The sequence below is a fragment of the Pseudomonas laurentiana genome (genome assembly GCF_014648275.1).
Taxonomy (GTDB): Bacteria; Pseudomonadota; Gammaproteobacteria; order Pseudomonadales; family Pseudomonadaceae; genus Aquipseudomonas; species Aquipseudomonas laurentiana.
This window is the reverse complement of the sequence record NZ_BMQU01000008.1, coordinates 192115-218924: the sequence shown is the minus strand read 5'-3', so window position 1 is coordinate 218924 and position 26810 is coordinate 192115. Positions and strand designations below refer to the sequence as shown.

The following is a 26810-nucleotide window of genomic DNA, read 5'->3' as shown; positions in this document are numbered from 1 at the left end:
CGCCCGCTCACACACCACAGGCGGTGCTTTTCAACCATTCGGCCAACTGTTCCGGGGACAACGGCCGGGTGAACAGGTAGCCCTGTCCCACTTCGCACCCCTGGGCCTGAAGCAGCGCTCGCTGGGCTTCGTTCTCCACGCCCTCCGCCACTACCGTGAGGTTCAGGCTCTCGCCAATGCGGATCACTGCGCGGGTCAGGGCCTGAGCGGCAGCATCGTGTTCCATGTCATGCACGAAGCTTTTGTCCAGTTTGAGGGTGCTCAACGGAATGCGTCGCAAGTAGCTCAAGCTGGAATAACCAGTACCAAAATCGTCCATCGCCAACTCAATACCCAACGTATGCAATTCGTGCAGGTTGAGCATGATGCTCGGGTTGGGATCGAGCATGACGCTTTCGGTAATTTCCAGGGTCAGGTCATGGGGCTCTAGCGCGTATTGCGTGAGCGTGTCGATGATCTGCCGTGGCAGGTCGCGGTTATGGAAGTTGGTCGCCGACAGGTTCACCGATACTCCCGGCACCGCCAGGCCCTCGCTGCGCCATTGGGCCAGCTGCCGACAGCTCTGCGTGAGCGCCCAATCGCTTAGCACGCCAATCAGGCCGGACTCTTCAGCCAACGGAATAAAGCGGGTCGGCGATACATGGCCAAAGACCGGGTCATGCCAGCGAGCCAGCGCCTCAACCCCTAACAAGGCGCCCGTCTTAAGATTCACCAATGGCTGGTAGTGCAGTTGCAGGTGCTGTTTCTGCAAGGCATTGCGCAGCGCGATTTCGAGGGTCAAGCGTTCCTGGGCAAGCTGATTCATGTCGTTGCTGAAGAAACTGAAACGCCCACGCCCTCGGGTTTTCGCCTGGTACATGGCAAGGTCGGCACAATGCAGCAGGGTTTCCATGTCATGCCCGTCATCCGGGTACTGGCTGATGCCGATGCTGGCGGACGGCATCAGGGTGATGCCTCCGATATCACAGGGCATGGAAATCAATGCCTGCAGGCGTTCTACGGTGCCGACAGCCTGGGCCGCGGTACAGGGGTTGAGCACGATGACAAACTCATCGCCTGACCAACGCCCGATAATCTCGCTACTCCAGGCTTCACTGCGCAAGCGCTCGGCGATCAGGCACAGCAGGTCATCGCCCGCCGGATGGCCGAAGGAGTCATTGACCTGTTTGAAGCGATCAAGGTCGATGAACAGGACAGCCAACGACTGCTGGTTACGCTCGGCACTGGCAATCGCCTGGTCGGCATTGGCCAGCAGCAGATTACGGTTGGGCAACCCGGTCAGGCTATCGTAGAAGGCCAACTGGCGGATCTTCAGACGTGCGCTCTCGCGCTCCAGGGCCAATGCGCACAAATGTGTGCAGATTTGCACCAGCCGTTTGTGAAACTCGCTGGGGTCGCGTACTTCTCGGTAATAGAAGGCGAAGGTGCCAATCACCTGGCCTGCACTGGTTTTGATGGGTGTCGACCAGCAGGCGCGTAATCCCAAAGGCAGGGGCAGGTGTTTATAGGGTGCCCAGAGCGGGTCGTTCTCAATATCACGCACGTGCACCGGCGAGCCAATAAAGGCAGCCGTGCCGCAGGAGCCGACGTCCGGGCCAATCACCACACCGTCCAGCGCGCGCGCAAAGCTCTGCGGCAGGCTCGGGCTGGCCAGCGGACGTAGCGCGCAGTGCTCATCGACACGCAGAATCGAGGCGACCACCTCAGGTGCGATACGCTCGACTTCGTTGCAGATCAGCGTCATCACTTCGGCCAGCGGCGCCTCACCCGCCATCGACTCCAGCGCCTTGCGCTGAAGGACTTCATGGATCTTGGCATCGGTGAGGTCGTTGACCACGCAGACGACATGACTGAACGCCCCGTGCTCATCAACAATCGGGTTGACCCGCAGGGCGCACAGCAATGGCTGCCTGCTCTTGCTGTAGAGCAGTTCTTCACTGCGGTAGGAGTTCCCCGTGTCCAGGTGCTCAAGCACCTCGCTCAAGGGCGTGCTCTGGGCCTGCAGACTGTTGAACAGTTGCATGAGCGGCTTGCCGAGCAACTCCTGCGAGGTGTAGCCAAACAACCGGTAGACCGCGTCATTCACAAACAGCACGCAGCCCTTGTGGTCCGCCAGCACCAGCGCGTTGTGCGAGTGCTCGGCAAACAGCGAGATCAGCCGCGTATGCTCGTGCTCAAGGCGCTCTTGCTCGACGCGGGCGGTGACATCTGTCGCGAACGTCACCACTTTGTCCACCCGGCCGTCCGCCGCGAAGACCGCTTTATAGGTTGCGGCCAACCATAGCAGGCGACCGTCGGCCCTCATGTAGGGGTACTGGCCGCTTATGGCCTGCCCGTTCTTGAGGCTGCCCCATAGCCGATCGCACGCCGAGGCATCGCTCATGCTGCTGGCGTACAACACTCGATGGTGCAAGCCGCTGAGTTGCGCAGATGAATAGCCGAACAGTTTCTGGTAGAGGCCGTTGGCAGACAGCAGGGTGCCGTCGGGTGAAAACTCGGCAATCGCCAGCGAGTCATCAAGGATGCTCAGCAGCGCCTTATGTTCCGACGTCGGGTGCAAGGATTCGCTCGACAACAGGGACATGGCTGACCTTCTTTCCATAGAGCAACTAAATACTTGATCCGTCCGCTACCCATCGGGATAAGCGTGGTGTACCGAATTAAAACAAACTCAAACACACCATCATATTGCCATCATCCTTTTGCCCCTTATCAAAGTCAATAAGTAGCACTGCCAAGCCGCTGTTCAAACGCTGCTTGTGAGAATCGTTCAACCCTGCACTGGACGTGCTGCACAGGTACGGCACACCATAAACTTCGCACTGATACAGGGCATTAAACGATTCAGTCAAGACACTCTGTACTGTCATAAACAGGCATAACTAATGCGTGCCTGAGTATGTTCCAAGGCCTGTAACTATACCTTGGAACATATATGACTGTTTGCAGATCATTTGATGTACGCAACACCCATCATCTGCGTGAATTAAGCACCATTACGGCCCTAGCAACGCGGCCAATTCATCCGCCCGTGCCTTGGTCATGCTCAGGGTACATGCCGCACCATTGAGCACGTCGATGGTGCCACCGGTGAGGGTGTAGTACATGGCGCAGTTGGTATCGCGGTACTTGATCCACGCACGCTGGGCATCACGCAGTTTACCTTGCTGGGCAGGTTCCAGGCCGGCCATGGCGGCTTTATAGCCTTGGTTCAAGCGAGCGTCCTGGCGCTTGATCTCGGCACCGTTGCATTCATTCATGCTGGAAGTGACGCCGCCGGCGGCATCCATGCATTGGCTGTAGGCTGCCGAGTAGCCGTCTTTCGCCAGCACCGCTTGCGTCGTTGCACACCACAATAGCGCGGCGCAAAGGGTCGTTTTCTTCATGTTCTAGGTCCTTGGGAACGTCAGCAGAGCAATAAAGACACAGCATGCAGGCCAGGCAGCGCCAAGACAATGGGAAGCATTGCCCTCCGTGCAGGGAACGCCAGGGATCGTTTGCGTCGGGGAAAATCCCGTTAATACGCGGCTCGACAAACGTCGGCCACGCAGGTCCGTAACCAGCGATGGGCCACGTCGCCTTCGCGGCGCTCATGCCAGGCCTGCTGAAATTCAAAGGCTTTGATCGCCAGTGGCGGTTCAAAGGCGTGTAACCTCGGGTCAAGCGTGTCACGGGGCAGGCTGCGCCGGGCAACGGTAAGAATCAGGTCAGTGCCGGCGATGACACTCTGGGCCACGCCCCAGTGCGGAAGAGCCAACGCAACGCGGCGCTTTTCGCCGAGTGCCGCCAAAGCCTGATCAATCTCATTGTCCGCCCCTGGGCGCATCGCGACTAACACATGCGGGCGGGCCAGCCAGTCACTCAAGCTCAATACGTCCCCAGGCGGGAGGTGCTCACGGTCGGCAACGCACACGAAGGTGTCTTCGAACAGGGTCGACGTGCTCAGCTCCTGCGCCGGGGTCGGAAACACGCCCAGTGCAAGGTCGACTTCACCATCGATCACGTGGCTGAGCATCGCCTCGCGACTGGCTTGGGTGACCACCAGATCAACCGCGGGTGCCTCATCACGCAACCGCGCCATCAACCTCGGCAACAGCACACGCCCGCCGTAATCCGACATCGCCAGGCGAAAACTACGGCGTGCGCGAGCCGGGTCGAAGCCTGGGCTGACCAGCAAGGCATCGAGCTGGGACAGGGCATCCTGTAGCGGTGGCATCAGTTCACGTGCCCGAGCGGTGAGCTGCAGGCGACCGCCCTGGCGCACCAGCAGCGGGTCGGTAAACAGTTCGCGCAACTGCGCCAACGCATGGCTGACCGCCGGTTGGCTGCGGTGCAAACGCACGGCGGCACGAGAGACATGCTGTTCAACCAGCAACGCGTGCAAGGTCAGCAACAGGTTCAGATCAATGCGGCGCAAATCATCCATCAGGCGAATAGTCTCTTTCAGAAATTCGAATTTCCATTATTGAAATGGATATTCAAGACTGCGCCAAGTCCGTTGTTCATTGCCTGAAGGATATGCAACATGAGCCCGCCACTCTCTGCCGCCATCGTTGTACCACTGGCCATCGCCCTGCTGGCGGGCGCTGCCGTGCCCTTTCAGGCGGGCAGCAATGCCACGTTGGGGGGCCTGCTCGGGCATCCGTTGTGGGCGACGCTGGTGTCGCTGGCAGTGAGCGTGCTGATGGTGCTGCCTGCTTTGCTACTGATGCGCGTGCCATCCCCGCAACTGTCGGCGGCAGCACAAGCGCCCTGGTGGGCATGGTTAGGCGGCGTCGCCGGTGTGGCCTATATCACCGCGGCTCTGATCCTGACGCCACGCCTGGGCGCGGCTGGATTTATCGTCTGCGTAATCGCCGGCCAGGTGCTGTCGTCACTGGCCATTGATCAATGGGGCTTGATGGGGTTACCAATCAAACCAGTCAGCGGGTTGCGGGTGTTCGGGGTGGGCCTGATCGTGGCCGGCATGGTGGCGGTTCAATGGGGCACCTCGGCCAGCCGCTGAGGCAGCACATCGGCCTCGTCAGCCACCGTTTGGCGCTCGACCTTCACCTGATGCAGCGGCCCCAGGTTGCCACTGGCCCATAACACCGTGGCATTCAGCGCAATCAGGAGCAGCCAGTCCAGCATGCGCCAACGTGGTATTTCGATACCCTGGCGGCGCTGCCAACAATGCCAGCCCTGCCCTGCGGCAAACACTGTCAGCGCCGCAAACCACAGGTAGTAGCCCCAACCAAAACCGGCCACGCGGGCGAAATCATAACTGTGGTTGTCCGGCACCCGGCTTATCCACAAGCAGGAAAACGCCAGCCCCCAAGCCGCCAAGGCAATCACCAATGCCAACCATGGCCAGCGCCGTCGAAACAGCAACGCCAGGCCAAACAGCGGGTTGGCGAACCAGCCATAGAGCTCGAAAATCACGCCCCACCAACCGGCAATCAGCAGGTGCATCGCCGAGAATGCACTGCCCGTGTTCAGTTCAAGGGCATCGAAAAACAGGCTGCAAAGGAACAGCATCAAGCTGATCGTGAGGTAACTTGGGCGCACCGTCATATCCATTTGACCGTTTCAAAAGTGCGCCACCCTAAGCGATCACGCCGCTCGACGCTTGTACTTTTGCTCTGCCAGGGGCAAAACCCTGACAGTTCAGGCAGCTGAAGCCCCGTCGTCATCCGGCCAACTTGGTTCGTTGGCCTCCAACGGTGGAAGCCCATGGGCAGCCCGGGCCTTGTCGCAGGACGGATTGGGCTGACCATTGACCCAGGCCGCGTCGAACTCACGGCACGGCGTTGAGCGCTGCTCATACAGGGAGCAACTGACAGCCTTGCCCACTTCACCCTCAAGACCAATGCAACGGCTAGGCTTACAGCCTGTACCGAGCATGGCAACGCGGCTTGGGCTGATCTGCTCGACCAACTCGTCGGGCACCAGCCCGCCAGCCGAACTGCATTCACCCCAGAAAAAAGACACACGGAAATACGCGCAGCAGGCACCGCAATTCAAACAAGGATTGTTTTCGGACATGATGGGGGACAGGGGGGAGGAATATCGTTATAAGGAGAAACCCGAGCGATATTCTATGCTTCGCCCGGTATTTGAACAGTGGGCGCAAACATTAAATTCGCGTTCCCGACAGACTGTCGCTGCCCGGCCAAGGAGGCCTTTGATGTCGTTGACTCACCGCCCTGTTGTCGCTGCCGATCTCGCCCTGCTCTGCACCTTCCCGCAAGGCCCTGAAGAACTCTACTTCATGTTCCCGAAAGCCTCGTTTCCGCTGACCCCGGCACAATTGCAAGCGTCCATCGATCAGCGAGCCGATTCGACGGTGGTCGAACTGGACGGGCGGGTTGTCGGCTTCGCCAACTTCTATGAATGGGAACGGGGTGGGCGCTGCTCGATTGGCAACGTCATCGTCGACCCGGCAGCCCGGGGCCAGGGTGTAGCCCGTTACCTGATCGAAAAAATGATCGCGATGGCGCGGGAGCACTACCAGGCCAAGGACGTGGAATTGTCCTGCTTCAACCAGAACACGGCAGGGTTGTTGCTGTACCCGCAGTTAGGCTTTGTACCCTATGGGGTCGAAGAACGCCGCAATCACCGCGGTGAACGGGTGGCGTTGGTACAGATGCGCCTGCAGAGGGCTTGAACATCACTGGCAAGCCTGCCCCGACATGTTTGGGAGCAGGCTGCCGGTGACCTTAATCGCGGGTGGGCTTGGTCGCTTTCGGCAGTTCCAGGCCGTCTGCACGGAACATCTGACGAATACCACGCAGTGCCTGGCGGATACGGTCCTGGTTTTCGATCAGGGCGAAGCGCACGTGGTCGTCACCGTAGTCACCAAACCCGATGCCTGGTGACACGCAGACCTTGGCCTCGGCCAGCATCTTCTTGGCGAACTCCAGCGAGCCCAGGTGTGCATACGGCTCTGGAATTTTCGCCCAGACGTACATCGAGGCCTTGGGGTTTTCAACCATCCAGCCAATTTCGTGCAGGCCTTTGACCAGCACGTTGCGCCGTTGCCGGTACTGCTCGGCAATGTCATGCACACACGTCTGGTCGCCTTCCAGGGCTGCAATCGCCGCAACCTGCAGCGGGGTGAAGGTGCCGTAGTCGTGGTAGCTCTTGATCCGCGCCAGTGCGTTGACCAGCTCTGGATTGCCGACCATGAAACCAATGCGCCAGCCCGCCATGTTGTAGCTCTTGGACAGGGTGAAGAACTCCACCGCAATGTCCTTGGCGCCCGGTACCTGCATGATCGACGGGGCTTTCCAGCCGTCGTAGACGATGTCGGCGTAGGCTAGGTCATGAACCACCAGCACGTCGTACTGCTTGGCCAGTGCCACCACGCGCTCGAAGAAGTCCAGTTCTACACACTGTGCGGTCGGGTTGGACGGGAAGCCGAGAATCATCATCTTCGGCTTGGGGATCGACTCGCGAATCGCCCGCTCCAGCTCATTGAAGAAGTCCACACCCGGCACCAGTGGCACCGAACGCACTTGAGCACCCGCGATCACGGCACCGTAGATATGAATCGGGTAACTGGGGTTGGGCACCAACACCGTGTCGCCATGGTCGAGCGTCGCGAGCATCAGGTGTGCCAGGCCTTCCTTGGAGCCAATGGTCACGATGGCTTCGCTTTCCGGGTCGATGTCGACCTCGTAGCGCTCTTTGTACCAGCGCGAGATAGCGCGGCGCAGGCGTGGAATGCCGCGGGATGTCGAGTAGCCGTGGGTGTCTTCACGCTGGGCAACCTGCACCAGTTTCTCGACGATGTGCGGCGGCGTAGCCCCATCGGGGTTGCCCATGCTCAGGTCGATGATGTCCTCGCCACGACGGCGTGCTGCCATCTTGAGTTCGGCGGTGATGTTGAAGACGTAAGGGGGGAGACGATCAATGCGCGCAAAGCGGCGCGGCGAACCTTGGTCAGCCATGGCTTCCTCGAAGACGTAAGCGCCCGGAACCGTCCGAGCGACGTTGGCCACTGCGGTGACCAAGGCAAACGATAGTGCGCCAAGGTCACCGCTGTCCATAGCTGCCGCTGAAAATTTTACGGCTTAACCAATGTCTTTGTACGCGCCGTCATGCCATTCCAGTGGCGTAGCCAAGCCTGACTTCGGGCTCAGCTGGCTACCCTGGACCGAGGAAAACGGCACCCCGTTACTGCCCAGGCTTACCGCTCGCTCGTTTTTATCCGATTCGGTGATCAGGGTATAAGAGTGCTTGCGCATGGCCTGATAGCGCGGGTCCTGGTCGTTCAAGGCCTTGTGATGCACCTTCAACTGCCCTTCACTCAACTGCAGACGCTTGCTCAACGAGGTGCCCCAACGGGTCAGGCAGGTTTCCGCGAAATGCCGCACGATCAACCCCGGCTCGGCCAGCGCCTTGTCCCCCGAGGCACCGTCGGCAGCGGCATTGCCCACCAACGTGGCGTGTCGGCCCGGCATCGGGTACACGCATGTACGGGTGCTGCTGGCGGTCTGCGGAATGACACAGGCGAAGCCTTTGGAGCGTTCGTCGCGGGCGTAGAACGCTACATATTCCTTCACGTTCGCGGCCAGTTTTACCCGGTTATCCTGGAAGTTGAGCACGCCAGGTACCGGGTCGATCGCAAAGATATTCACCGGGATGTGTTTGAGCTCCGCGTCCTTGGCCATGGCGTTGGCCAGCATATGGCAACTGATACCACCCCGGCTCCAGCCGACCATGTTCACCTGGGTAGGCAGGATGCCGTCCTTGCGGAAGGTCTTGATGATCTGTTCCTGCAACTTCTGCGGCGTGACCTCGCGCTTGCCGTAGCTGTAACGGCGCCAGAGCCAGGACCCCGTGGCTTCAAGGTCCTTGATCGGAACACCGGCGGCCTTCAGTTGGTTGTACTCCTGCTCGGTCAAGTCCTGGCGCTGCCAGTCGCAGCGGCCTTTGATGATCTGCAGTGCATGGCCGACGTTTTCATCCCAGCCTTTGCCGAACAAGGTGCCTGTCATGCCATACGCCTTGTTTTCGACAAACAGTTCATCCGCCTGCAGGTTGCCACTTCCCGGGCCATCAATAATGATCCAGTCGGCAAACTCCCTGCCCTGAGTGTTGGACGCTAGTGTCGACACCAACTCGCCATCCCAGAAGTTGGGGTGAAGGTCGTCAAAGCGATGGGAACCGGTACCACAAAAATACACTGTCAAAATACTCATACTGCCAACTCGATCTGATTGAAGATGGCAGTACGCTAACAACCGCGCGAAACAGCAGGCATACGGAAACGCCTCCCCAAAAAAAAACCCGGCATTGAGCCGGGGTTTTTCATGAAGCAGGCGACTGTCAGTGCGCGTAAGTCAGCAACAACTCGGTCGGCACCTTGGTGTCCAGCGACATCATCACGCTCAAGGCGGTGATGGTGAAGATCGAGAACACGAACAGCTTGCGTGCCCAGAGACGATCATCCACTGCCTTGTAGCCGGTCCAGGCCATGTACAACCAGTACATGCCCATGGCCGCTGCGACCGCCATGTAGCTCATGCCAGCGTAGCCGCCGACGGTGAGCATCAGGGTGGCGAGCAGGAACGCCACGATGTACAGCAGGATGTGCTTCTTGGCGACACCGATCCCGCGTTTTACCGGCAGAACCGGAATCGACGCGGCGAGGTAGTCGTTGAAGCGGAAGATCGCGATCGCATAGGAATGCGGCATCTGCCACAAGCTGAACATCACCAGCAGGGTCAGTGCAGCCAGGTCGAAGCTGTTGCTCACGGCGCAGTAACCGATCACCGGAGGCATGGCACCCGACAGGCTGCCAACCAGGGTGCCGTGCACCGATTTACGCTTCAGGTACAGGCTGTAGAAACCAACGTAGATGATGAAGCCGATCAGGGCAAACAGCGCCGCCAGCGGATTGGCCTTCACATACAGCAGGCCAAAACCGGCCACCCCAAGCAGGGTGGCATAGACCAGCGCGAGCTTCAGCGAGATCAGGCCCTGCACCATGGCGCGGTTCTTGGTGCGCTCCATCTTCAGGTCGATGTCACGGTCGATGCAGTTGTTGAACACGCAACCGGACGCCACCACCAACGAAGTACCAATAACCGTCGCCAGGAACAGTGCGAAGTCGACATGCCCTTGCGCGGCAAGGAAGAAACCGCCTGCCACAGAAAGCACGTTACCGAAAATGATCCCCGGTTTGGTGATTTGGATAAAGTGCTTAAAGGACATGCTGTCTACCTCACTTCGCCATCATGCTGGTGTGGATGTTGAACATGATCCACAGGGACAGACCGACCAGAAGCACGATAACCAGCCCCGTGAACAGGAAGGCACTGACGTTCCAGCGCTGCTCGCGCGAGCTGTCCAGATGCAGGAAGTAAAACAGATGGACGACCACCTGGATCACTGCGAAGGCCACCACGATCAGGATGGTCATGTCTTTTGGCAGGCTTGGGTACATCACCAGACCAAATGGAATGACCGTCAGGATGACCGACAGGATGAAACCGATCGCATACGACTTGTAGCTGCCGTGGCTGGCGTCGTGACTATGGTGAGCGTTAGCCATTTACAGAACCCCCAGCAGGTAGACAACGGTGAACACGCAGATCCAGACCACGTCCAGGAAGTGCCAGAACAGGCTCAGGCAGCTCATGCGGGTCTTGTTGGTTGCAGTGATACCCTTCTTGTTGATCTGGTACATCATTACAGCCATCCAGATCAGGCCGCCGGTCACGTGCAGACCGTGAGTACCCACCAGTGCGAAGAAGCCCGAGAGGAAGCCGCTGCGCTGAGGACCGAAGCCCTCAGAGACCAGCAGATGGAACTCGTTGACTTCCATCACGATGAAGCCAAGGCCCAACAGGAAGGTGATGGCCAACCAGGCCAGTACACCGTTCTTGTTGCCCTTGTACATCGCCAGCATGGCGAAACCGAAGGTGATACTGGAGAACAGCAGCAGCGCGGTTTCACCCAGTACGTAGTTCAGTTCGAAGATGTCATGACCCGACGGACCACCGGCGAAGTTATTCGACAGTACCCCGAAGGCCGCGAAGATCGACGCAAACAGGATGCAGTCGGTCATCAGGTAGAGCCAGAAACCGAATACGGTCATCGGGCCCGAGTCGTGGTGTTCTTCGTGCCCATGGTCGTGACCATGAGCAGCATCAGCATTCAATACATGACTGGACATTGATTAAACCCGTTCAAACGATTCGACACGTGCGCCATGCACTGGGGAGCCGGTTGCCAGGCCCATGGCCTTCAAACGCTCACCCTCGATGCGGGCGACTTCCTCTGCTGGAACCATGTAGCCCTGGTCGTCACGTGCAGCGTGAGCAACGAAGACAGCAATGGTGCCAACCAGGCTGGCGACAACCAGCCACCAGATGTGCCAGATCATGGCGAAACCGAACACAGTGATCAGAGCACCCATCCACACGCCAGTGGCGGTGTTGTTCGGCATGTGGATCGCGCTGTACTTGGCAGGTGCCTTGTACGCAGAACCATCACGCTTGGCTTCGGTGAATGCATCCAGGCCGGCATTAACTGGCAGGGTGGCGAAGTTGTAGAACGGTGGCGGCGACGAGGTCGACCACTCCAGGGTATGGGCGTTCCACGGGTCACCGGTGACGTCCATGTTCTGCTTGCGATCACGGATCGAAACGTACAGCTGGATCAGCTGGCAAGCGATACCGAACAGGATCAGCACCGCACCGATCACCGCAACGTACAGGTACGGTTCCCAGGCAGGGTTGGTCGAGCTGTTCAGACGACGGGTCATACCCATGAAGCCCAGTGCGTACAGCGGCATGAAGGCCACGTAGAAACCGGAGATCCAGAACCAGAAGGCTGCTTTGCCCCACTTCTCGTTCAGGGTGAAACCGAAGGCTTTCGGGAACCAGAAGGCGAAACCGGCGATGTAGCCGAATACCGCGCCACCGATGATCACGTTGTGGAAGTGAGCAATAACGAACAGGCTGTTGTGCAGAACGAAGTCAGCACCTGGAACCGCCAGCAGAACACCCGTCATACCACCGATGGAGAAGGTGATCATGAAGCCCAGGGTCCAGCATACTGGCGCGGTGAAGCGCAGACGGCCCTGGTAGATGGTGAACAGCCAGTTGAACAGTTTCACACCGGTCGGGATCGAAATCAGCATCGTCGCCAGACCGAAGAAGGTGTTGACGCTAGCGCCCGAACCCATGGTGAAGAAGTGGTGCAGCCAAACGCCGAAGCCCAGTACCGAGATCGCGCCACTGGCGTAGATCATCGACTTGTGGCCGAACAGACGCTTGCCGGTGAAGGTCGAAATGACTTCCGAGAACACGCCGAACGCCGGCAGGATCAGGATGTACACCTCAGGGTGACCCCACGCCCAGAACAGGTTGACGTACATCATCGGGTTCCCACCAAGCTCGTTGGTGAAAATGTGGAAGTCCAGATAACGGTCAACAGTCAGCAGCGCAAGGGTAGCCGTCAGGATCGGGAACGATGCCACGATCAGGATGTTGGCCCAGGTGCAGGTCCAGGTGAAGATCGGCATGTCCATCAGCTTCATGCCAGGCGCGCGCATTTTCAGCACGGTGGCGAGGAAGTTGACACCCGTTAGCGTTGTCCCCAACCCGGATATCTGTAGCGCCCAGATGTAGTAGTCCACACCGACGCCAGGGCTGTACTGAATCCCGGCCAGCGGCGGATAGGCAACCCAACCGGTCTTGGCGAATTCACCAACGCCCAGGGAGATGTTGACCAGCGCAACGCCGGACACCAGCAGCCAGAAGCTCAGGGAGTTCAGGAACGGGAAGGCCACGTCACGGGCACCGATCTGCAGCGGCAGAACAATGTTCATCAAGCCGGTGAAGAATGGCATGGCCATGAAGATGATCATGATCACACCGTGAGCGGTGAAGATCTGGTCATAGTGTTCGGGCGGCAGGTAGCCCTCGCCGCCACCAGTGGCCATGGCCAACTGGGTACGCATCATGATGGCATCGGCAAAGCCGCGCAGAAGCATGACCATCGCGACGATGATGTACATCACCCCGATTTTCTTGTGGTCGACCGAAGTCAGCCACTCAGTCCACAGGTAGGTCCACTTGCGGAAATAGGTGATAGCACCGATCAGCGCGATACCGCCGAGCGCGATCATGGCAATGGTCACCATGACTATCGGCTCGTGATACGGTATCGCATCCAGACTTAGTTTACCGAACATCTCTTACTCCTCTGCCCCAGCAGCTGAATGCATACTCGTGTCCACCTCTTGCACAGCGGCTACTTCCTTGCTGGCTTCCTTCTCGTGGTGCACAGGCTTGCCACGTTTCATGCCTTCGTACTTGTCGACGATGGTCTGGAAGAAGTCAGCCGGTGCAGCGCCGTACAGCGCAACCGGATTGTTTTCGCTTGGTTTGGCCAGAGCCTCGTACTCAGCTGCTTCCAGCTGCTTAGGCGACTGCTTGACTTCGTTTACCCAGGCGTCGAAATCAGCCTGAGAGGTGGCAATTGCCTTGAACTTCATACCGGTGAAACCCGCGCCGCTGTAGTTGGCGGAGATACCGTCGAACTCACCCTTCTCGTTGGCGATCAGGTGCAGTTTGGTGGTCATACCGGCCATGGCGTAGATCTGGCCACCCAGACCCGGGATGAAGAACGAGTTCATCACCGCATCGGAGGTCACGCGGAAGTTAACCGGGGTATTGGCCGGGAAGACGATCTTGTTGACCGTGGCAATGCCTTGTTCCGGGTAGATGAACAGCCATTTCCAGTCCAGCGCGACCACGTCGATCTGCACCGGCTTCACGTCCGAATCCAGAGGACGATACGGATCCAGCGAGTGGGTCGTCTTGTAGGTGACATAGCCCAGCGCAATGATGATCAGTACCGGGATGGTCCAGACCGCCACTTCGATCTTGGTCGAGTGCGACCAGTCAGGCGTGTAGTTGGCTGCCTTGTTGGAAGCACGATACTTCCAGGCGAACGCGATGGTCATCAGGATGACCGGAATCACCACCAACAGCATCAGGCCGGTAGCGATCAGGATAAGGTTCTTTTGCTCAATGCCGACCTGCCCCTTCGGGTCGAGCAGGGTCCAGTTGCACCCACTGAGAAAAAGCATGCCTAAAAAGGGCAGAATGCCAAACAGTCTGGGGTAACGCTTTTTACTCATTTCACGACCTCTAGAGCAGCTTGCTTCAATGCAATGTGTGTTTTGGTCGCCAACACTTCGTCCTGCCAAGCGTTAGCATTTACGGGATCGAATAGGGTTATGCATGAACGACCGCTGTGGCGACTCAGCAAAACCTTATATAACGATGGTTTTTATTTTGACTTCGTAGGCAACGGGCCTGTCTTCAGACCAAGTCCATTTGGTGCGGGAAATCACGGAGGGGGGTCAGCCCGGCATCGCCGCAGGCGATGCTCGACAGAGTCAGCGAAAAGAGCCTGAGCTCCTTTAATCCTGCGACTCGCAAGCGGTGCCGAACGGAAATTGGGGGCGATTGTAGATATGTAACCTGGCATTGACTATGACTTATTGAGCAACAGTCCTTTACAGAATCTGCAACAATAAATCTTGCAAAATCAATTTCGCGACAGTTTGTCGCACCCCTTCCGACACACCTGAAAGGCCCGTGCTAAAAGGGCTGCGACTTGATCCAGATCAATGTTGCTGCGACATTTCAGGCCTACTTGCTGTCGCAGCGAGCTTGCCCGACGCGTGACTTTTGTCTAAGGCCGACGACGGTTGCGGTAGATGCCCAGCGGCACCAGCACAGCCGTCAATGTAAAGGCCAGCAACGCCCACTGCGCCAGCGACAACCCCAGCACGGGCGGGTAAGGCGTCGAGCAAAAGCCATCGACCTGGAACACCAGCGGCAGGACCGATGCCAGCGGCAACCCGTCAACGATCGGTTGAAGCGTATCGATGCCACAACTGACGGCCGGGTTGGCCAGAATATAGACATGGTTGCCCGCTGCGGCGATACCGCCAATGGCACTGAGCACTACCAGTGCCTCGAAGACCGTCAGGCTGCGCTTGCCGGGCATGGCCGCACCAATGAAGGCAAACAGGGCGATCAGCAGCAACGCGTAGCGCTGCAGGATACACAGCGGGCACGGTGCCTCGCCAAGGACGATCTGCATATACAGTGCGCCTCCAATCAACGCCAGGCAGATTATCCCCAACAGAACCAGAAAGCGCCGTTCTCGGTTCAGGCGCTGTACGTGCTCATTCATTACTGTTCCCTTTAATAGATAAGTGACTCCGCCGGCGACCCACCGCCAGGAGAAAGTCTACACGCTGGCTCTGGCCTTTGAACGTGCCAAATTCGCGCCCCGCACCCACCATGAAGGTGGCGGGTCAATCGCCGACTGCTACACCAGGGCAACGGACCGTATCGAACGGAAAGCGAAAGGGGAAGACAGGAAGGACTTCCTGATTCGGCGATTCGCAGGCATGCGCCATCGACGTCAGGTAGTGAAGGATAGGCCGATTAATGCAGGATTAACGCCTGCAGATGCCTTATAGATTGCCGCACAGGGTGCAGCACCGCGAGCAAGGCCCACTCCAGGCAGGAGCGGGCCTTGTTGGCAGGTTGCGGGGTTACTCCAGTGCTGCAGCCGGCCCGAAGAATTCGTAACGGCTCTGTTGCTCCGGCACACCCAGACCTTTCAGGTGACGCTTGACGGTCGCCATGAACCCTTTAGGCCCGAGGAAGTAGGCATCCACGTCACGCTCAGCCGGCAGCCACTGCCCCAACTGATCGAGGGTCAACAAGCCCACCGCGTCGGCAGCCGGGCTCACGCCATCGTCTTCGGCGTAGCAATAGAAGCGCTTGAACTGCGGATGCGTTGCGGCCAAGTCGTCGATCCAGCCACGGAAAGCATGCACAGCACCGTTACGGGCGCAGTGGATGAAGTGAATCAAGCGACCGCTGGACAGCGCCGCCTCAACCATCGCCAGGGTCGGTGTGATGCCTACGCCACCGCTGATCAGCACCAGCGGCTTATCGCTCGCGGCCAAGGTGAACTCGCCCGCTGGCGGGAACAGGTTCAGGGTGTCGCCCACCTGCAGTTGCTCATGCAGGTAGTTGGACACTTTGCCGCCCACTTCACGCTTGACACTGATGCGGTACTGACCGCCCGTGCTCAGCGCCGACAGCGAGTAGTTGCGACGGTGTTCTTCACCGTCGATGAACAGTTGCAGGCCAATGTACTGGCCCGGCTCTGCCGCCAGAATCGCACCGCCATCTTCAGGCTCGAAGTAGAAGGAAACGATCTCGCTGCTCTCCTCCACCTTCGCGACCAGCTTGAATACCCGCGCACCACGCCAGCCGCCAACGGCTTCGGCTTTCTGGTCATAGACCTGGGCTTCAGCGCCGATCAGGATGTCGGCCAGTTGTTGATACGCCGCCCCCCAGGCTGCAATGACTTCAGGGGTTGCGATTTCGCTGCCCAGTACTTCTTCTATTGCACGCAACAGGCAGCTACCAACGATCGGGTAATGCTCCGGCAGGATCTGCAAGGCCACATGCTTGTTGATAATCTGCCCAACCAACCCACCCAGTTGTTCAAGCTGATCGATGTGCCGCGCATACATCAGTACGCCATTGGCCAATGCACGTGGCTGATCGCCACTGGCCTGGTGAGCCTGGTTGAACAGCGGACGCACCTCGGGGTACTCACTGAGCATCAGCTTGTAGAAATGCGTCGTCAGCGCTTCACCACCGCTTTCCAACAGCGGAACGGTCGCCTTGATGATTGCACGGTCTTGGGCGTTGAGCATTAGGGGACTCCTGAGCCTATGGCTTCTGATAAGAACTGCTGCTAGTAATTCAGGAACCATGCCAACTATAAAAACCAATAAAATCAATAACTTAAAAAATATAGAGTCATTATGACCCCATCTGTTTTATAGTCATTTAGACCAACAGGAGTCATTATGACCGCAAAGCCCCTGCTCACCGCCCTGCTGCCTCTGGTCAGCGACCTGTCCCGTGAACTGCCAGAGCGCGAGCGTTATCGACGCCTGTTGGAGGCTATGCGCACCCTGTTGCCGTGCGACGCTGCCGCCCTGCTCAAACGGGAAGGTGAATGGCTGGTACCGTTAGCCGTCGATGGCTTGAGTACCGACACCTTGGGGCGGCGCTTCAAAATCAGCGAACACCCACGGTTTCAGGTGCTGCTCAGTCGTCATGAACCCACACGCTTTGCCAGCGACAGCGACCTGCCCGACCCCTACGATGGCCTGGTCGAAGGCCTGCACCAGCACCTTGAAGTACACGACTGCATGGGCTGCCCGCTGTTCGTTGATGAACAGCCCTGGGGGCTGATCACCCTGGACGCACTCGCCCCGGAGCGCTTTCAGCAGATTGAGCTCGACGCGCTGCAAGCCTTCGCCAGCCTGGCCGCCGCAACGGTCAAGGTGGCCGAACGGATCGAGCGCCTGGCCCTGCGCATAGAAGACGAACACCAACGGGCCGAACTCTACCGCGAGGCCAGTGGCCTTCAGGAGCGGGAGTTGATCGGCCAGAGCAAGCCGCACAAGCGTCTGCTCGAAGAGATCGCCCTGGTGGGCAGCAGCGACCTGACCGTATTGATTACCGGCGAAACCGGGGTCGGCAAAGAGCTGGTGGCCCAGGCCATCCATTCGGCCTCGTCACGCGCCGACAAGCCGCTGGTGAGCCTGAACTGCGCCGCACTGCCCGACACCCTGGTGGAAAGCGAACTGTTCGGCCACGTGCGCGGGGCCTTTACCGGCGCGGTCAGTGAGCGCCGCGGCAAGTTCGAACTGGCCAACGGCGGCACATTGTTTCTCGATGAGGTCGGCGAACTGTCGCTGCAAGTACAGGCCAAACTGTTGCGCGTGCTGCAAAGCGGCCAGTTGCAACGCTTGGGTTCGGATCAAGAGCATCGGGTGGATGTGCGCCTGATCGCCGCGACCAACCGCGACCTCTCCGAAGAGGTGCGCGCCGGTCGCTACCGCGCCGACTTCTATCATCGCCTGAGTGTCTACCCACTGCAGGTGCCACCGCTGCGCGAACGTGGTCGCGATGTGTTGCTGATCAGCGGCTACTTCCTTGAACAGAACCGCTCACGCATGGGTTTGAACAGCCTGCGCCTGACCCCCGACGCCCAGGCCGCACTGCTGGCCTATACCTGGCCTGGCAATGTCCGTGAACTGGAACACTTGATTGGCCGCTCGGCACTCAAGGCCCTTGGGCAACACCCGGAGCGACCGAAGATCCTCAGCCTGAGCGCCAACGACCTCGACCTGCCTACCCCGCACAGTGAGCCGGTCTCGGCCAGCAGCAACGCAAGCCCTGCCAGTGCGACAATCGTCGGCGACCTGCGTCTGGCCCTGGACGCGTACCAGCGCGAGTTGATCCAGGCCAGCCTCGAACGCCATCAACACAACTGGGCGAGTGCGGCTCGTGAGTTGGGCCTGGACCGGGCCAACCTCAATCGCCTGGCCAAGCGCCTCGGTCTACGCTGACGCATTAAAGCCAACCGATGCCGAGCCGATAACCCAGCATCTCCCCATGTTTTTAACCTTGAAGGTGCCTATGGTCTCGCAAAAAGCCCGTGCGGACTCGTTGTCGCTGCTGTTGTTCACCCTGCGCAGCGGCAAGCTGATGGCCATCAACCTACTCAAGGTCAGCGAGATCATCTCCTGCCCACCGCTAACCCGGTTGCCAGAGTCGCACCCCCATGTGAAAGGCGTTGCGACCTTGCGCGGCAGCTCGCTGTCAGTGATCGACCTGTCACGTGCCATTGGCGAGCGGCCCCTGCTCGATCCGGACGGAGGCTGCCTGATCGTTACGGAGATCAGCCGCTCCAAACAGGGCCTGCATGTGCAAGCCGTGAGCAAGATCGTCCATTGCCTGAGTACCGACATTCGCCCACCACCCTTCGCCTCGGGCGGCAAGTCGTTCATTACCGGGGTAACCCAGGTCGACGGCACGCTGGTGCAGGTGCTGGACATCGAAAAAGTGATTCACGGTATTACCCCAGCGCCTCACGATCACACCCACATCGAACTGGCGCCAGAAGACGCGGCGGTGCTCGGCGCTGCCAATATTCTGGTGGTGGACGACAGCCAGGTGGCCCTGCAGCAGTCAGTGCATACCTTGCGCAACCTGGGCATCGAGTGCCACACCGCCCGCAGCGCCAAGGAAGCCATCGACACATTGCTGGAACTGCAAGGCACTGAGCGCGAGATCAACGTGGTGGTCTCGGACATCGAGATGTCCGAGATGGATGGCTACGCCTTTACCCGCACCCTGCGCGAAACGCCGGACTTCCAGCACCTGTATGTGCTCCTGCATACCTCGCTGGACAGCGCCATGAACAGCGAGAAAGCCAAGGCCGCCGGAGCCAATGCCGTACTGACCAAGTTCTCCTCGCCGGAACTGACCGACTGCCTGATCCATGCTGCGCGTACGGTGGCCGACTTCGGCCAGTGAAGGCAATGTGCTCACTTGCCGGGCCGTCGGTCTGGGGCATAATCGCGGGCAACGACGACTAGCCACGAGGTGCGCCCCATGAAGAATGCCGCAATGACCCTGTGCCTGTTCGCATTGCCCTTGGCCCAGGCCAGCGCTTCCAGCGATACGGCCTGGGCAGACGCGCAACGCCAGGCATTGGCCAGCTGTGTAGAAGCCAGCCAACTCACTGCAGTGAAGCCGCTCAAGCAGAGTGCCTTGTTCGATGACAGCGTGGGTTACACGGCAATTCTGTTGCAAGGACGCTACAAGCCCGCGCACATGAAGAACAAGGCCGGTACCGAGTTGTGCCTGTACCACCGTGAAACCCGCACTGCCCACGTCACCGAGTGGGATGCCGTCAGACCTGTCCGCTAAGAAGAAGCCCGAAACCGTGTCACTTTCCACACCGTTCAATTGCGTTGGCTGCGGTAAATGCTGCACCGATCATCATGTGCCCCTGACGCTGGCCGAAGCCGGGCGCTGGAGCGCATCCGGCGGGCAACTGATTGTCTTGCTCGAAGCCTTCTTCGAGCAGGGCCCAGGCCTGCCCGAAGATCAGCGCGAGCATGCCTTGCGCCGCAGCTTTGCGGTGCCCTGCGGTGACAGCCAGATCCACCTGGCGGTGACCTTCGCGGCGTACAACGTCGGCCCCTGCCGTAACCTGGATGCTGATTACCGCTGCCGCATCTATACGGAACGGCCACTGGTGTGCCGCATCTATCCGATGGAAATCAACCCGCATATTCCGCTGCGTCCCGAGGCCAAGGATTGCCCCCCGGAAGCCTGGCAGGACGGACCGCTGTTGATTCACCGCGATCAACTCCAAGACCCGGAGCTGGCGACCTTGATCGAACGATCGCGCCAGGCCGACCGTGAGGATATCCGCGCCAAAGTTGCGATTTGCCAACAACTGGGCATTGATGCCAGCGCACTCAAGGGCAACGGTTTCACCGCCTACCTGCCCACCGTCGAGGCCATGGCGAAGGCGATCCGTGAAGTCGACGCCTCTGCCGATACCGGCAGCGCCTGGCGCCTGCACGTAGCCGATCCGCTGTTAGCCGAGCACCTGCGTATGCTGGGCGCCCAGGTCAACAGCGAACCGGCAACCTACTACAGCTTTATTGCGCTGCAGGCCGGCTAGCTGCGGCGACGCCAGAATTCGTCGGCCAACTGCCGCAAGCCCTCGGCCAGTTCGGCAACATTGCTGGAATTCAGGTGACCACGCTGCCCGGCACTGACCGTGACTTCACTGGCTTGGCGAATGCTGGTGATGTTGCGGTTGATGTCTTCACTGACACTGCTTTGCTCTTCGACCGCAGCAGCAATCTGCATACTCATTTCATTGATCTGGGTAACCCGCTGGCTGATGCCATCAAGGGCACTGGCAGCACGCTGTGCCTGCTCAACGCTATTACCGACATAGGCGCTGCTCTGTTGCATCGCCAGCACCGCATCGCGCGCACCGCCTTGCAACACGCCGATCATGCGCTGAATTTCCTGGGTCGACTGGGCGGTACGCTTCGCCAAGCCGCGCACTTCGTCAGCCACGACGGCAAAGCCGCGCCCCTGGTCCCCCGCCCTGGCCGCTTCGATGGCGGCGTTCAAGGCCAACAGGTTGGTCTGCTCGGCAATGCTGCGAATGACATCAAGCACACTGGAAATCTCACTACTGTGGCTCTCCAGGTTGTGGATAACCTGCGTGGCTACCTCCAGCTCACGGGCCAACTGCAAGATCGCATTCTGGCTCTGGTCAACCAGTTGCTGCCCGCTCTGGGTTTCGTCTTCGGCCTGATCCGCAGCCTGTGAGGCCTGCTGAGCACTGCTGGCCACCTGGGCAACGCTGGCCGCCATCTGGTGAATGGCAGTAGCGACCTGATCGGTTTCACTTTGCTGACCCAGGGTACTGTTGTGACTGCTATGCAGGTGACTGGCCAGTTCGGCCGCCTCCACCGCCAAACGCTTGGACGTGTCGCCAATGCGTCCAACCACCGCACCCACCTGAGACTCCAGCATCAGCATGGCAAACTCGATTTGCCCGATGCCATCCCGGCGACCGGTGTACAACTGCTGGCTCAAGGGATTGTCTGCCACCGCCTTGGCACGTCGTCGCAAGCGCTCAAAGGGCCGTAACAGAGGAAACACTACGGCAGCACTCAGCGTAGTGCTCAGCGCCAGGGTCAACAGGTCCGACAGTGGCAGCAACCAGTGCGCGGCCATTGCCACGGCAAATGACAGGCTCATGCCACCCCATAACTGCCATTCCAGCCCTGGCACGGGTAACCGTTGCAACCAGCTCGTGCGACCGCTGCGCACCTGTGCATACAACCGCTCGGCAGCCTCGACATGGGCGGCTGAAGGCTTGGTACGTACCGATTGATATTCCACCGTCTGCCCTTGGCTGGTGATTGGCGTGACAAATGCACTAACCCAGTAATGATCGCCACTCTTACACCGATTTTTCACCAGCCCCATCCACGAACGCCCGCGCTTGAGGGTTTGCCACATCTGCTCAAAGGCCAAGGGTGGCATGTCCGGGTGACGTACGAGGTTATGGTGCTGGCCTATAAGCTCTTCACGGCTAAAGCCGCTGATGCTGACAAAGTCATCATTGGCGTAGGTAATCGCGCTGGTCAGGTCAGTGGTAGAGAGAATGTTGGCATCGCCGGGATAATCCATATTGCGGCCAGTCACAGGCAGATTGCTCTTCATTGTGGGCGCTCATTATTGTTGGCAGGAGATCGGCAGGGCGTTCGACTCTAAGGTGTTTTTTTTCTGAAATATTGATCCAGAGCAGGATATTGGCAAATGGCCATCCATCGCATTATCGACTGAAAGATGCAGAGTGACTGATCAGTCACGTCATTGATCGACGCGGCGCGCTATAACCTCATGTGAACACATGATTTTTTGTTTTCGGAGCGGATAAACCACCCCCATGCGCAAGCCCACCTCAACCAGACTTCTGATCAGCCTGCTGACCCTGGTCATCGCCGCCACGGCCTTCTGGTTCTGGAACCGCCCCTCCGCAAACCGGCCCGAGACTCGAGCGGCGATCCCTGTACGCGTAGTGAAGGTCAAACAAGAAGATGTCCCCCGTTATGTCAGCACCATTGGTTCAGTGCTGTCGCTACACAGCGTGGTCATCCGCGCCCAGGTCGAAGGGATACTCACCCGCCTGCTGGTCAAGGAAGGGCAGATGGTCAAGCAAGGCGATTTGCTGGCGACCCTCGACGACCGCGCCATCCGTGCCAGCCTGGCGCAAGCACAAGCCCAACTGGAACAAAGCCAGGCGCAATTGCAGGTCGCCAATGTCGATCTCAAGCGTTACCGCCTGCTCAGCACCGATAACAGCGTCTCGCGCCAGACCCTCGACCAGCAGCAAGCACTGGTCAATCGACTACATGCCACTATTCTTGGCGACCAGGCAGCCATCGCCGCCGCACAGGTACAGCTCTCCTACACCCAGATCCGTTCACCCGTCAGTGGCCGAGTGGGCATTCGCACTGTGGATGAGGGCAATCTGCTGCGCGGCAACGATGCTCAGGGCCTGTTCAGTGTCACCCAGATCGATCCGATCGGGGTGGAGTTCTCACTGCCCCAGAAGTGGCTGTCCACCCTGCAAGCCTTGGTGGTCAACCCTGCACAGGCCAAGGTGTTGGCCTATGTGGAGGGCGATGGGGACAGCGGCGGCATCCTGCTCGGTGAAGGGCGGCTGACGCTGATCGACAACCAGATTTCCGCCAACACCGGCACTCTTCGGGCCAAAGCCGAATTCGATAACCCACAGTTGCGGCTCTGGCCCGGGCAACTGGTCAGCCTGAAAATCCAGACCGCTCTGGATCGCGCGGCACGCGTAGTACCGCCAACCGTGGTTCAACGCGGCATCGACCAGTCCTTTGTTTACAGGGTTACGGGGGATACGGTCGAGTCGGTGCCTGTCCAGGTGCTTTATCAGGACAGTACGCTGAATGTGATCAGCGGTGTTGAAGTCAACGATGTACTGGTCGTCGATGGCCAGTCCCGACTCAAACCCGGGGCCAGGGTCGAGGTTCTGAACGCCGCGACCATGCTTGAGCCCACGCGCGGGGCACAGCCATGAAAAGCCACAATGCCCTGTCGGCATGGTGCATCGATCACCCGGTCGCAACCCTCCTGCTGACCTTCGCTCTGGTGCTGCTGGGGGCCATCGCCTTTCCACGCCTGCCGGTGGCGCCACTACCGGAGGCTGACTTCCCGACGATTCAGGTCAATGCCCTGCTACCCGGTGCCAGCCCGGAGACCATGGCCTCATCGGTGGCAACGCCACTGGAAGTGCAGTTCAGCGCGATCCCTGGCATGACCCAAATGACCTCCAGCAGTGCCCTGGGGTCGACTAACCTGATCCTGCAGTTCAGCCTCGACAAAAGCATTGATACCGCAGCCCAGGAAGTGCAGGCGGCGATCAACACGGCAGCCTCGCGCTTGCCCCGGGACATGCCAGGTCTGCCAACCTGGCGCAAGGTCAACCCAGCCGACAGCCCAGTTCTTATTCTCACCGTCAGCTCAGCGCAACTGCCCGCCAATGAGCTGAGCGATTACGCAGAAACCCTGCTGGCCCGCCAGCTGAGCCAAATCGACGGGGTCGGTCTGATCAACATTACCGGCCAGCAGCGTCCGGCAATCCGTGTTCAGGCCCAACCGGAAAAACTCGCCGCCATCGGCCTGACCCTGGCCGACCTGCGCCAAGCTATCCAGCAGACCAGCCTGAACCTGGCCAAGGGCGCGCTCTATGGCGAGAACAGCGTGTCGACCCTGGCCACCAACGACCAGTTGTTCCACCCCGACGACTACGCCCGCCTGATCGTTGCCTACCGCGAGGGCGCGCCAGTACAACTCCAGGACGTTGCCAAGGTTATCAACGGCGCAGAGAACGCCTATGTACAGGCCTGGTCCGGTGAGCAACCTGGGCTGAACCTGGTGGTGTTCCGCCAGCCCGGCGCGAATATCGTCGAGACCGTCGACCGCGTACTGGCCGCCCTGCCCCGGCTGGAAGAGATGCTGCCAGCAGCGGTACAGGTGTCAGTGCTCAACGACCGCACCCAGACCATTCGCGCCTCACTGCACGAAGTCGAGATCACGCTGATGATTGCCGTGCTGTTGGTAATCGCGGTGATGGCGTTGTTTCTGCGTCAATGGTCGGCAACCTTGATTGTTTCCAGCGTACTGGGCGTATCGCTGGTGGCGAGCTTCGCCCTGATGTACCTGTTCGGCTTCAGCCTGAACAACCTGACCCTGGTCGCTATCGTCATTGCGGTAGGTTTCGTGGTCGACGACGCAATCGTCGTGGTGGAGAACATTCATCGCCACCTGGAGGCTGGCGACGGCATGCGTGAAGCAGCCATCAAGGGCGCCGGGGAAATAGGCTTTACCGTGGTATCGATCAGCTTCTCGCTGGTGGCGGCGTTCATTCCCTTGCTGTTCATGGGTGGCGTAGTAGGCCGTCTGTTCAAGGAATTTGCCCTGACCGCGACCTCGACCATCCTGATTTCCGTGGTGGTATCGCTGACCCTGGCCCCGACACTGTGCGCGCACTTCATGCGCAAACCGCTACATCCGCCCTCAGATAAGCCCCGAATCGGTGAGCGCCTGCTGGCCTGGTATGCTCGCGGCCTGGACCATGCCCTGGCCCATCAGCGGCTGACGCTGGGGGTGTTTGGCCTGACACTGGTGCTGGCGGTTGCAGGCTATGTGAGTATTCCGAAAGGGTTCTTCCCGGTGCAAGACACCGGCTTCATCCTCGGCACCAGTGAAGCGGCAGCCGACGTCTCCTATCCGGACATGATCGAAAAGCATCAGGCGCTGGCGAAGATCATCGAAGCCGACCCCGCCGTACAGGCCTTCTCCCACGCCGTTGGCGTCACCGGCAGCAACCAGACCATCGCCAACGGACGCTTTTGGATCGCGTTGAAACAACGTAACAAGAGGGATGTGTCCGTCAGCGCATTCATCGACCGCCTGCGACCTGAACTGGCCAAGGTGCCCGGAGTCGTGTTGTACCTGCGGGCCGGGCAAGACATCAACCTCAGTTCTGGCCCAAGCCGCAGCCAGTATCAATACGTGTTGAAAAGCAACGACGGCCCGGCGCTGAACCTCTGGACCGAGCGACTGACCGAACGCCTGCGGGCCAACCCGGCCTTTCGCGACCTGTCCAATGACCTGCAACTGGGCGCCAGTGTTACCCGCATCGATATCGACCGCCGCGCCGCCGCCCGCTTCGGCCTGACCACCAATGACATCGACCAAGCCCTCTACGATGCCTTTGGCCAGCGCCAGATCAGCGAGTTCCAGACTGAAACCAACCAGTACAAAGTGATCCTCGAACTCGATGCCCGCCAACGCGGCAAGGCCGAGAGCCTCAACTACTTCTACCAGCGCTCGCCACTGAGTGGTGAAATGGTGCCCCTGTCAGCGGTGGCGAAAGTCGCACCACCGAGTACCGGCCCCCTATCGATCAGCCATGACGGACTGTTCCCAGCCGCCAACCTGTCATTCAACCTGGCGCCTGGTGTAGCACTGGGCGACGCCGTAAGGATGCTGGAACAAACCCAACGCGACGTGGGTCTACCAGCCTCGATCAGCGGCACCTTCCAAGGCGCGGCCCAGGCATTCCAAAGCTCACTGTCGAGCCAACCCTGGCTGATCCTGGCCGCACTGGTGGCGGTGTACATCATCCTCGGCGTGCTCTACGAGAGCTTTGTTCACCCACTGACCATCATTTCCACCCTGCCTTCTGCCGGTCTCGGCGCCGTCCTGATGCTCTGGCTGTGGGGCCAGGACTTTTCGATCATGGGCCTGATCGGTGTGGTGCTGCTGATCGGTATCGTCAAGAAGAACGGTATTCTGCTGATCGACTTCGCACTCGAAGCTCAGCGCCATCAGGGCCTGTCTGCACTCGCCGCCATCCATCAGGCCTGCCTGACCCGTTTCCGACCAATCATGATGACAACCCTGGCGGCACTGCTTGGCGCACTGCCATTGATGTTTGGCGTCGGTGCCGGGGCAGAGATGCGTCAACCCCTGGGGATCGCTGTGGTCGGCGGGTTGCTGGTCAGCCAGGCCCTGACGCTGTTCACCACGCCCGTCATCTACCTGGCTCTGGAACAGCTGTTTCACCGGCACAAAGGCTCGGCAACCGTACCCCAGCCTGACATGAATTGAACGCCAGCCAGACGGACAATGTTGCAGCGCAGCAGACCCGCGCGTGCCTTGAGCAAACGCCCGTGATATCGACACTTTTACCAAAACTGCAACAGTTCTTATCCGAATACTCTCTGTTTCATTCGAACATTTCCGACTAATTTATGTACACCTAAC

General features: G+C 59.4%; 23 protein-coding genes. 8 read left to right on the top strand and 15 right to left on the bottom strand.

Annotated elements, in window-relative coordinates:
* Positions 1–7: 7 nt before the first annotated feature.
* From IE038_RS10875 to IE038_RS10865, 3 genes are all read right to left on the bottom strand, one after another.
* Complete coding sequence (locus IE038_RS10875) at positions 8–2584, bottom strand: sensor domain-containing protein (protein ID WP_189395604.1); 2577 nt, start codon at positions 2582–2584, stop codon at positions 8–10.
* Between the two features lie 412 nt (positions 2585–2996).
* A complete protein-coding gene (locus IE038_RS10870; protein WP_189395603.1) occupies positions 2997–3386 on the bottom strand; it encodes a lysozyme inhibitor LprI family protein in 390 nt (129 codons plus the stop codon).
* Positions 3387–3517: 131 nt separating this feature from the next.
* Positions 3518–4426: a LysR family transcriptional regulator gene (locus tag IE038_RS10865; protein ID WP_163934499.1), complete on the bottom strand. Its 909-nt coding sequence runs from the start codon at positions 4424–4426 to the stop codon at positions 3518–3520.
* 99 nt (positions 4427–4525) lie between these two features.
* Between IE038_RS10865 and IE038_RS10860 the strand changes: the two genes are divergently transcribed.
* Positions 4526–5005 (top strand): DMT family transporter, encoded by a 480-nt coding sequence (locus tag IE038_RS10860; protein ID WP_163934501.1) that lies wholly within the window; start codon positions 4526–4528, stop codon positions 5003–5005.
* Here IE038_RS10860 and IE038_RS10855 read toward each other — a convergent pair.
* Together IE038_RS10855 and IE038_RS10850 are read right to left on the bottom strand one after the other, a co-directional pair.
* Positions 4978–5547 (bottom strand): hypothetical protein, encoded by a 570-nt coding sequence (locus IE038_RS10855; RefSeq protein ID WP_189395602.1) that lies wholly within the window; start codon positions 5545–5547, stop codon positions 4978–4980. The two genes, IE038_RS10860 and IE038_RS10855, sit on opposite strands and share 28 nt — an antisense overlap.
* Positions 5548–5646: 99 nt before the next feature.
* Positions 5647–6024 (bottom strand): YkgJ family cysteine cluster protein, encoded by a 378-nt coding sequence (locus tag IE038_RS10850; protein ID WP_065758882.1) that lies wholly within the window; start codon positions 6022–6024, stop codon positions 5647–5649.
* Positions 6025–6166: 142 nt separating this feature from the next.
* Between IE038_RS10850 and IE038_RS10845 the strand changes: the two genes are divergently transcribed.
* Positions 6167–6646, top strand: a complete 480-nt coding sequence (locus IE038_RS10845; RefSeq protein ID WP_163934509.1) for a GNAT family N-acetyltransferase — start codon at positions 6167–6169, stop codon at positions 6644–6646.
* Positions 6647–6698: 52 nt separating this feature from the next.
* On the opposite strand, the gene alaC is transcribed toward IE038_RS10845, so the two are convergent.
* The 9 genes from alaC to hmpA all read right to left on the bottom strand — a co-directional run bounded on the left by alaC (position 6699) and on the right by hmpA (position 16756).
* On the bottom strand, positions 6699–7931 hold the full coding sequence (gene alaC, locus IE038_RS10840) for an alanine transaminase (protein WP_163934537.1): 1233 nt from the start codon (positions 7929–7931) through the stop codon (positions 6699–6701).
* 123 nt (positions 7932–8054) lie between these two features.
* Positions 8055–9185, bottom strand: a complete 1131-nt coding sequence (locus IE038_RS10835; protein WP_163934512.1) for a hypothetical protein — start codon at positions 9183–9185, stop codon at positions 8055–8057.
* 127 nt (positions 9186–9312) lie between these two features.
* Complete coding sequence (gene cyoE, locus IE038_RS10830) at positions 9313–10200, bottom strand: heme o synthase (RefSeq protein WP_163934515.1); 888 nt, start codon at positions 10198–10200, stop codon at positions 9313–9315.
* Between the two features lie 10 nt (positions 10201–10210).
* Positions 10211–10540 (bottom strand): cytochrome o ubiquinol oxidase subunit IV, encoded by a 330-nt coding sequence (cyoD, locus tag IE038_RS10825; RefSeq protein WP_163934518.1) that lies wholly within the window; start codon positions 10538–10540, stop codon positions 10211–10213.
* Positions 10541–11164: a cytochrome o ubiquinol oxidase subunit III gene (cyoC, locus tag IE038_RS10820; RefSeq protein WP_163934521.1), complete on the bottom strand. Its 624-nt coding sequence runs from the start codon at positions 11162–11164 to the stop codon at positions 10541–10543.
* A 3-nt stretch (positions 11165–11167) separates the two neighbouring features.
* Entirely contained in the window at positions 11168–13189 is a 2022-nt protein-coding gene (gene cyoB, locus IE038_RS10815; protein ID WP_189395601.1) for a cytochrome o ubiquinol oxidase subunit I, read from the bottom strand.
* Between the two features lie 3 nt (positions 13190–13192).
* Positions 13193–14140 carry a ubiquinol oxidase subunit II gene (gene cyoA, locus IE038_RS10810; RefSeq protein ID WP_163934524.1) on the bottom strand — a complete coding sequence of 316 codons (948 nt, stop codon included), beginning with the start codon at positions 14138–14140 and terminating at the stop codon, positions 13193–13195.
* A 560-nt stretch (positions 14141–14700) separates the two neighbouring features.
* A complete protein-coding gene (locus tag IE038_RS10805) occupies positions 14701–15207 on the bottom strand; it encodes a disulfide bond formation protein B (protein ID WP_163934527.1) in 507 nt (168 codons plus the stop codon).
* Positions 15208–15574: 367 nt separating this feature from the next.
* Positions 15575–16756, bottom strand: coding sequence for an NO-inducible flavohemoprotein (hmpA, locus tag IE038_RS10800; protein ID WP_163934530.1), 1182 nt, complete (start codon positions 16754–16756; stop codon positions 15575–15577).
* A gap of 156 nt (positions 16757–16912) precedes the next feature.
* Here hmpA and norR point away from each other — a divergent pair, with 156 nt between their 5' ends.
* The 4 genes from norR to IE038_RS10780 all read left to right on the top strand — a co-directional run bounded on the left by norR (position 16913) and on the right by IE038_RS10780 (position 20598).
* Positions 16913–18466, top strand: coding sequence for a nitric oxide reductase transcriptional regulator NorR (norR, locus tag IE038_RS10795; RefSeq protein ID WP_189395600.1), 1554 nt, complete (start codon positions 16913–16915; stop codon positions 18464–18466).
* Between the two features lie 70 nt (positions 18467–18536).
* On the top strand, positions 18537–19436 hold the full coding sequence (locus IE038_RS10790) for a chemotaxis protein (RefSeq protein ID WP_189395613.1): 900 nt from the start codon (positions 18537–18539) through the stop codon (positions 19434–19436).
* Positions 19437–19514: 78 nt separating this feature from the next.
* Entirely contained in the window at positions 19515–19832 is a 318-nt protein-coding gene (locus IE038_RS10785) for a hypothetical protein (RefSeq protein WP_163939558.1), read from the top strand.
* Positions 19810–20598, top strand: a complete 789-nt coding sequence (locus IE038_RS10780) for a YkgJ family cysteine cluster protein (protein WP_163939560.1) — start codon at positions 19810–19812, stop codon at positions 20596–20598. Before IE038_RS10785 ends, IE038_RS10780 begins: the two co-directional genes overlap by 23 nt.
* Here the strand turns inward: IE038_RS10780 and IE038_RS10775 are convergent.
* On the bottom strand, positions 20595–22166 hold the full coding sequence (locus IE038_RS10775; RefSeq protein WP_189395599.1) for a methyl-accepting chemotaxis protein: 1572 nt from the start codon (positions 22164–22166) through the stop codon (positions 20595–20597). The genes IE038_RS10780 and IE038_RS10775 overlap by 4 nt on opposite strands.
* A 226-nt stretch (positions 22167–22392) precedes the next feature.
* On the opposite strand from IE038_RS10775, the gene IE038_RS10770 reads away from it, so the two are divergent.
* A complete protein-coding gene (locus IE038_RS10770; RefSeq protein WP_163938052.1) occupies positions 22393–23556 on the top strand; it encodes an efflux RND transporter periplasmic adaptor subunit in 1164 nt (387 codons plus the stop codon).
* Positions 23553–26654, top strand: a complete 3102-nt coding sequence (locus IE038_RS10765) for a multidrug efflux RND transporter permease subunit (RefSeq protein ID WP_189395598.1) — start codon at positions 23553–23555, stop codon at positions 26652–26654. The genes IE038_RS10770 and IE038_RS10765 overlap by 4 nt, the downstream gene beginning before the upstream one ends.
* Positions 26655–26810: the final 156 nt, after the last annotated feature.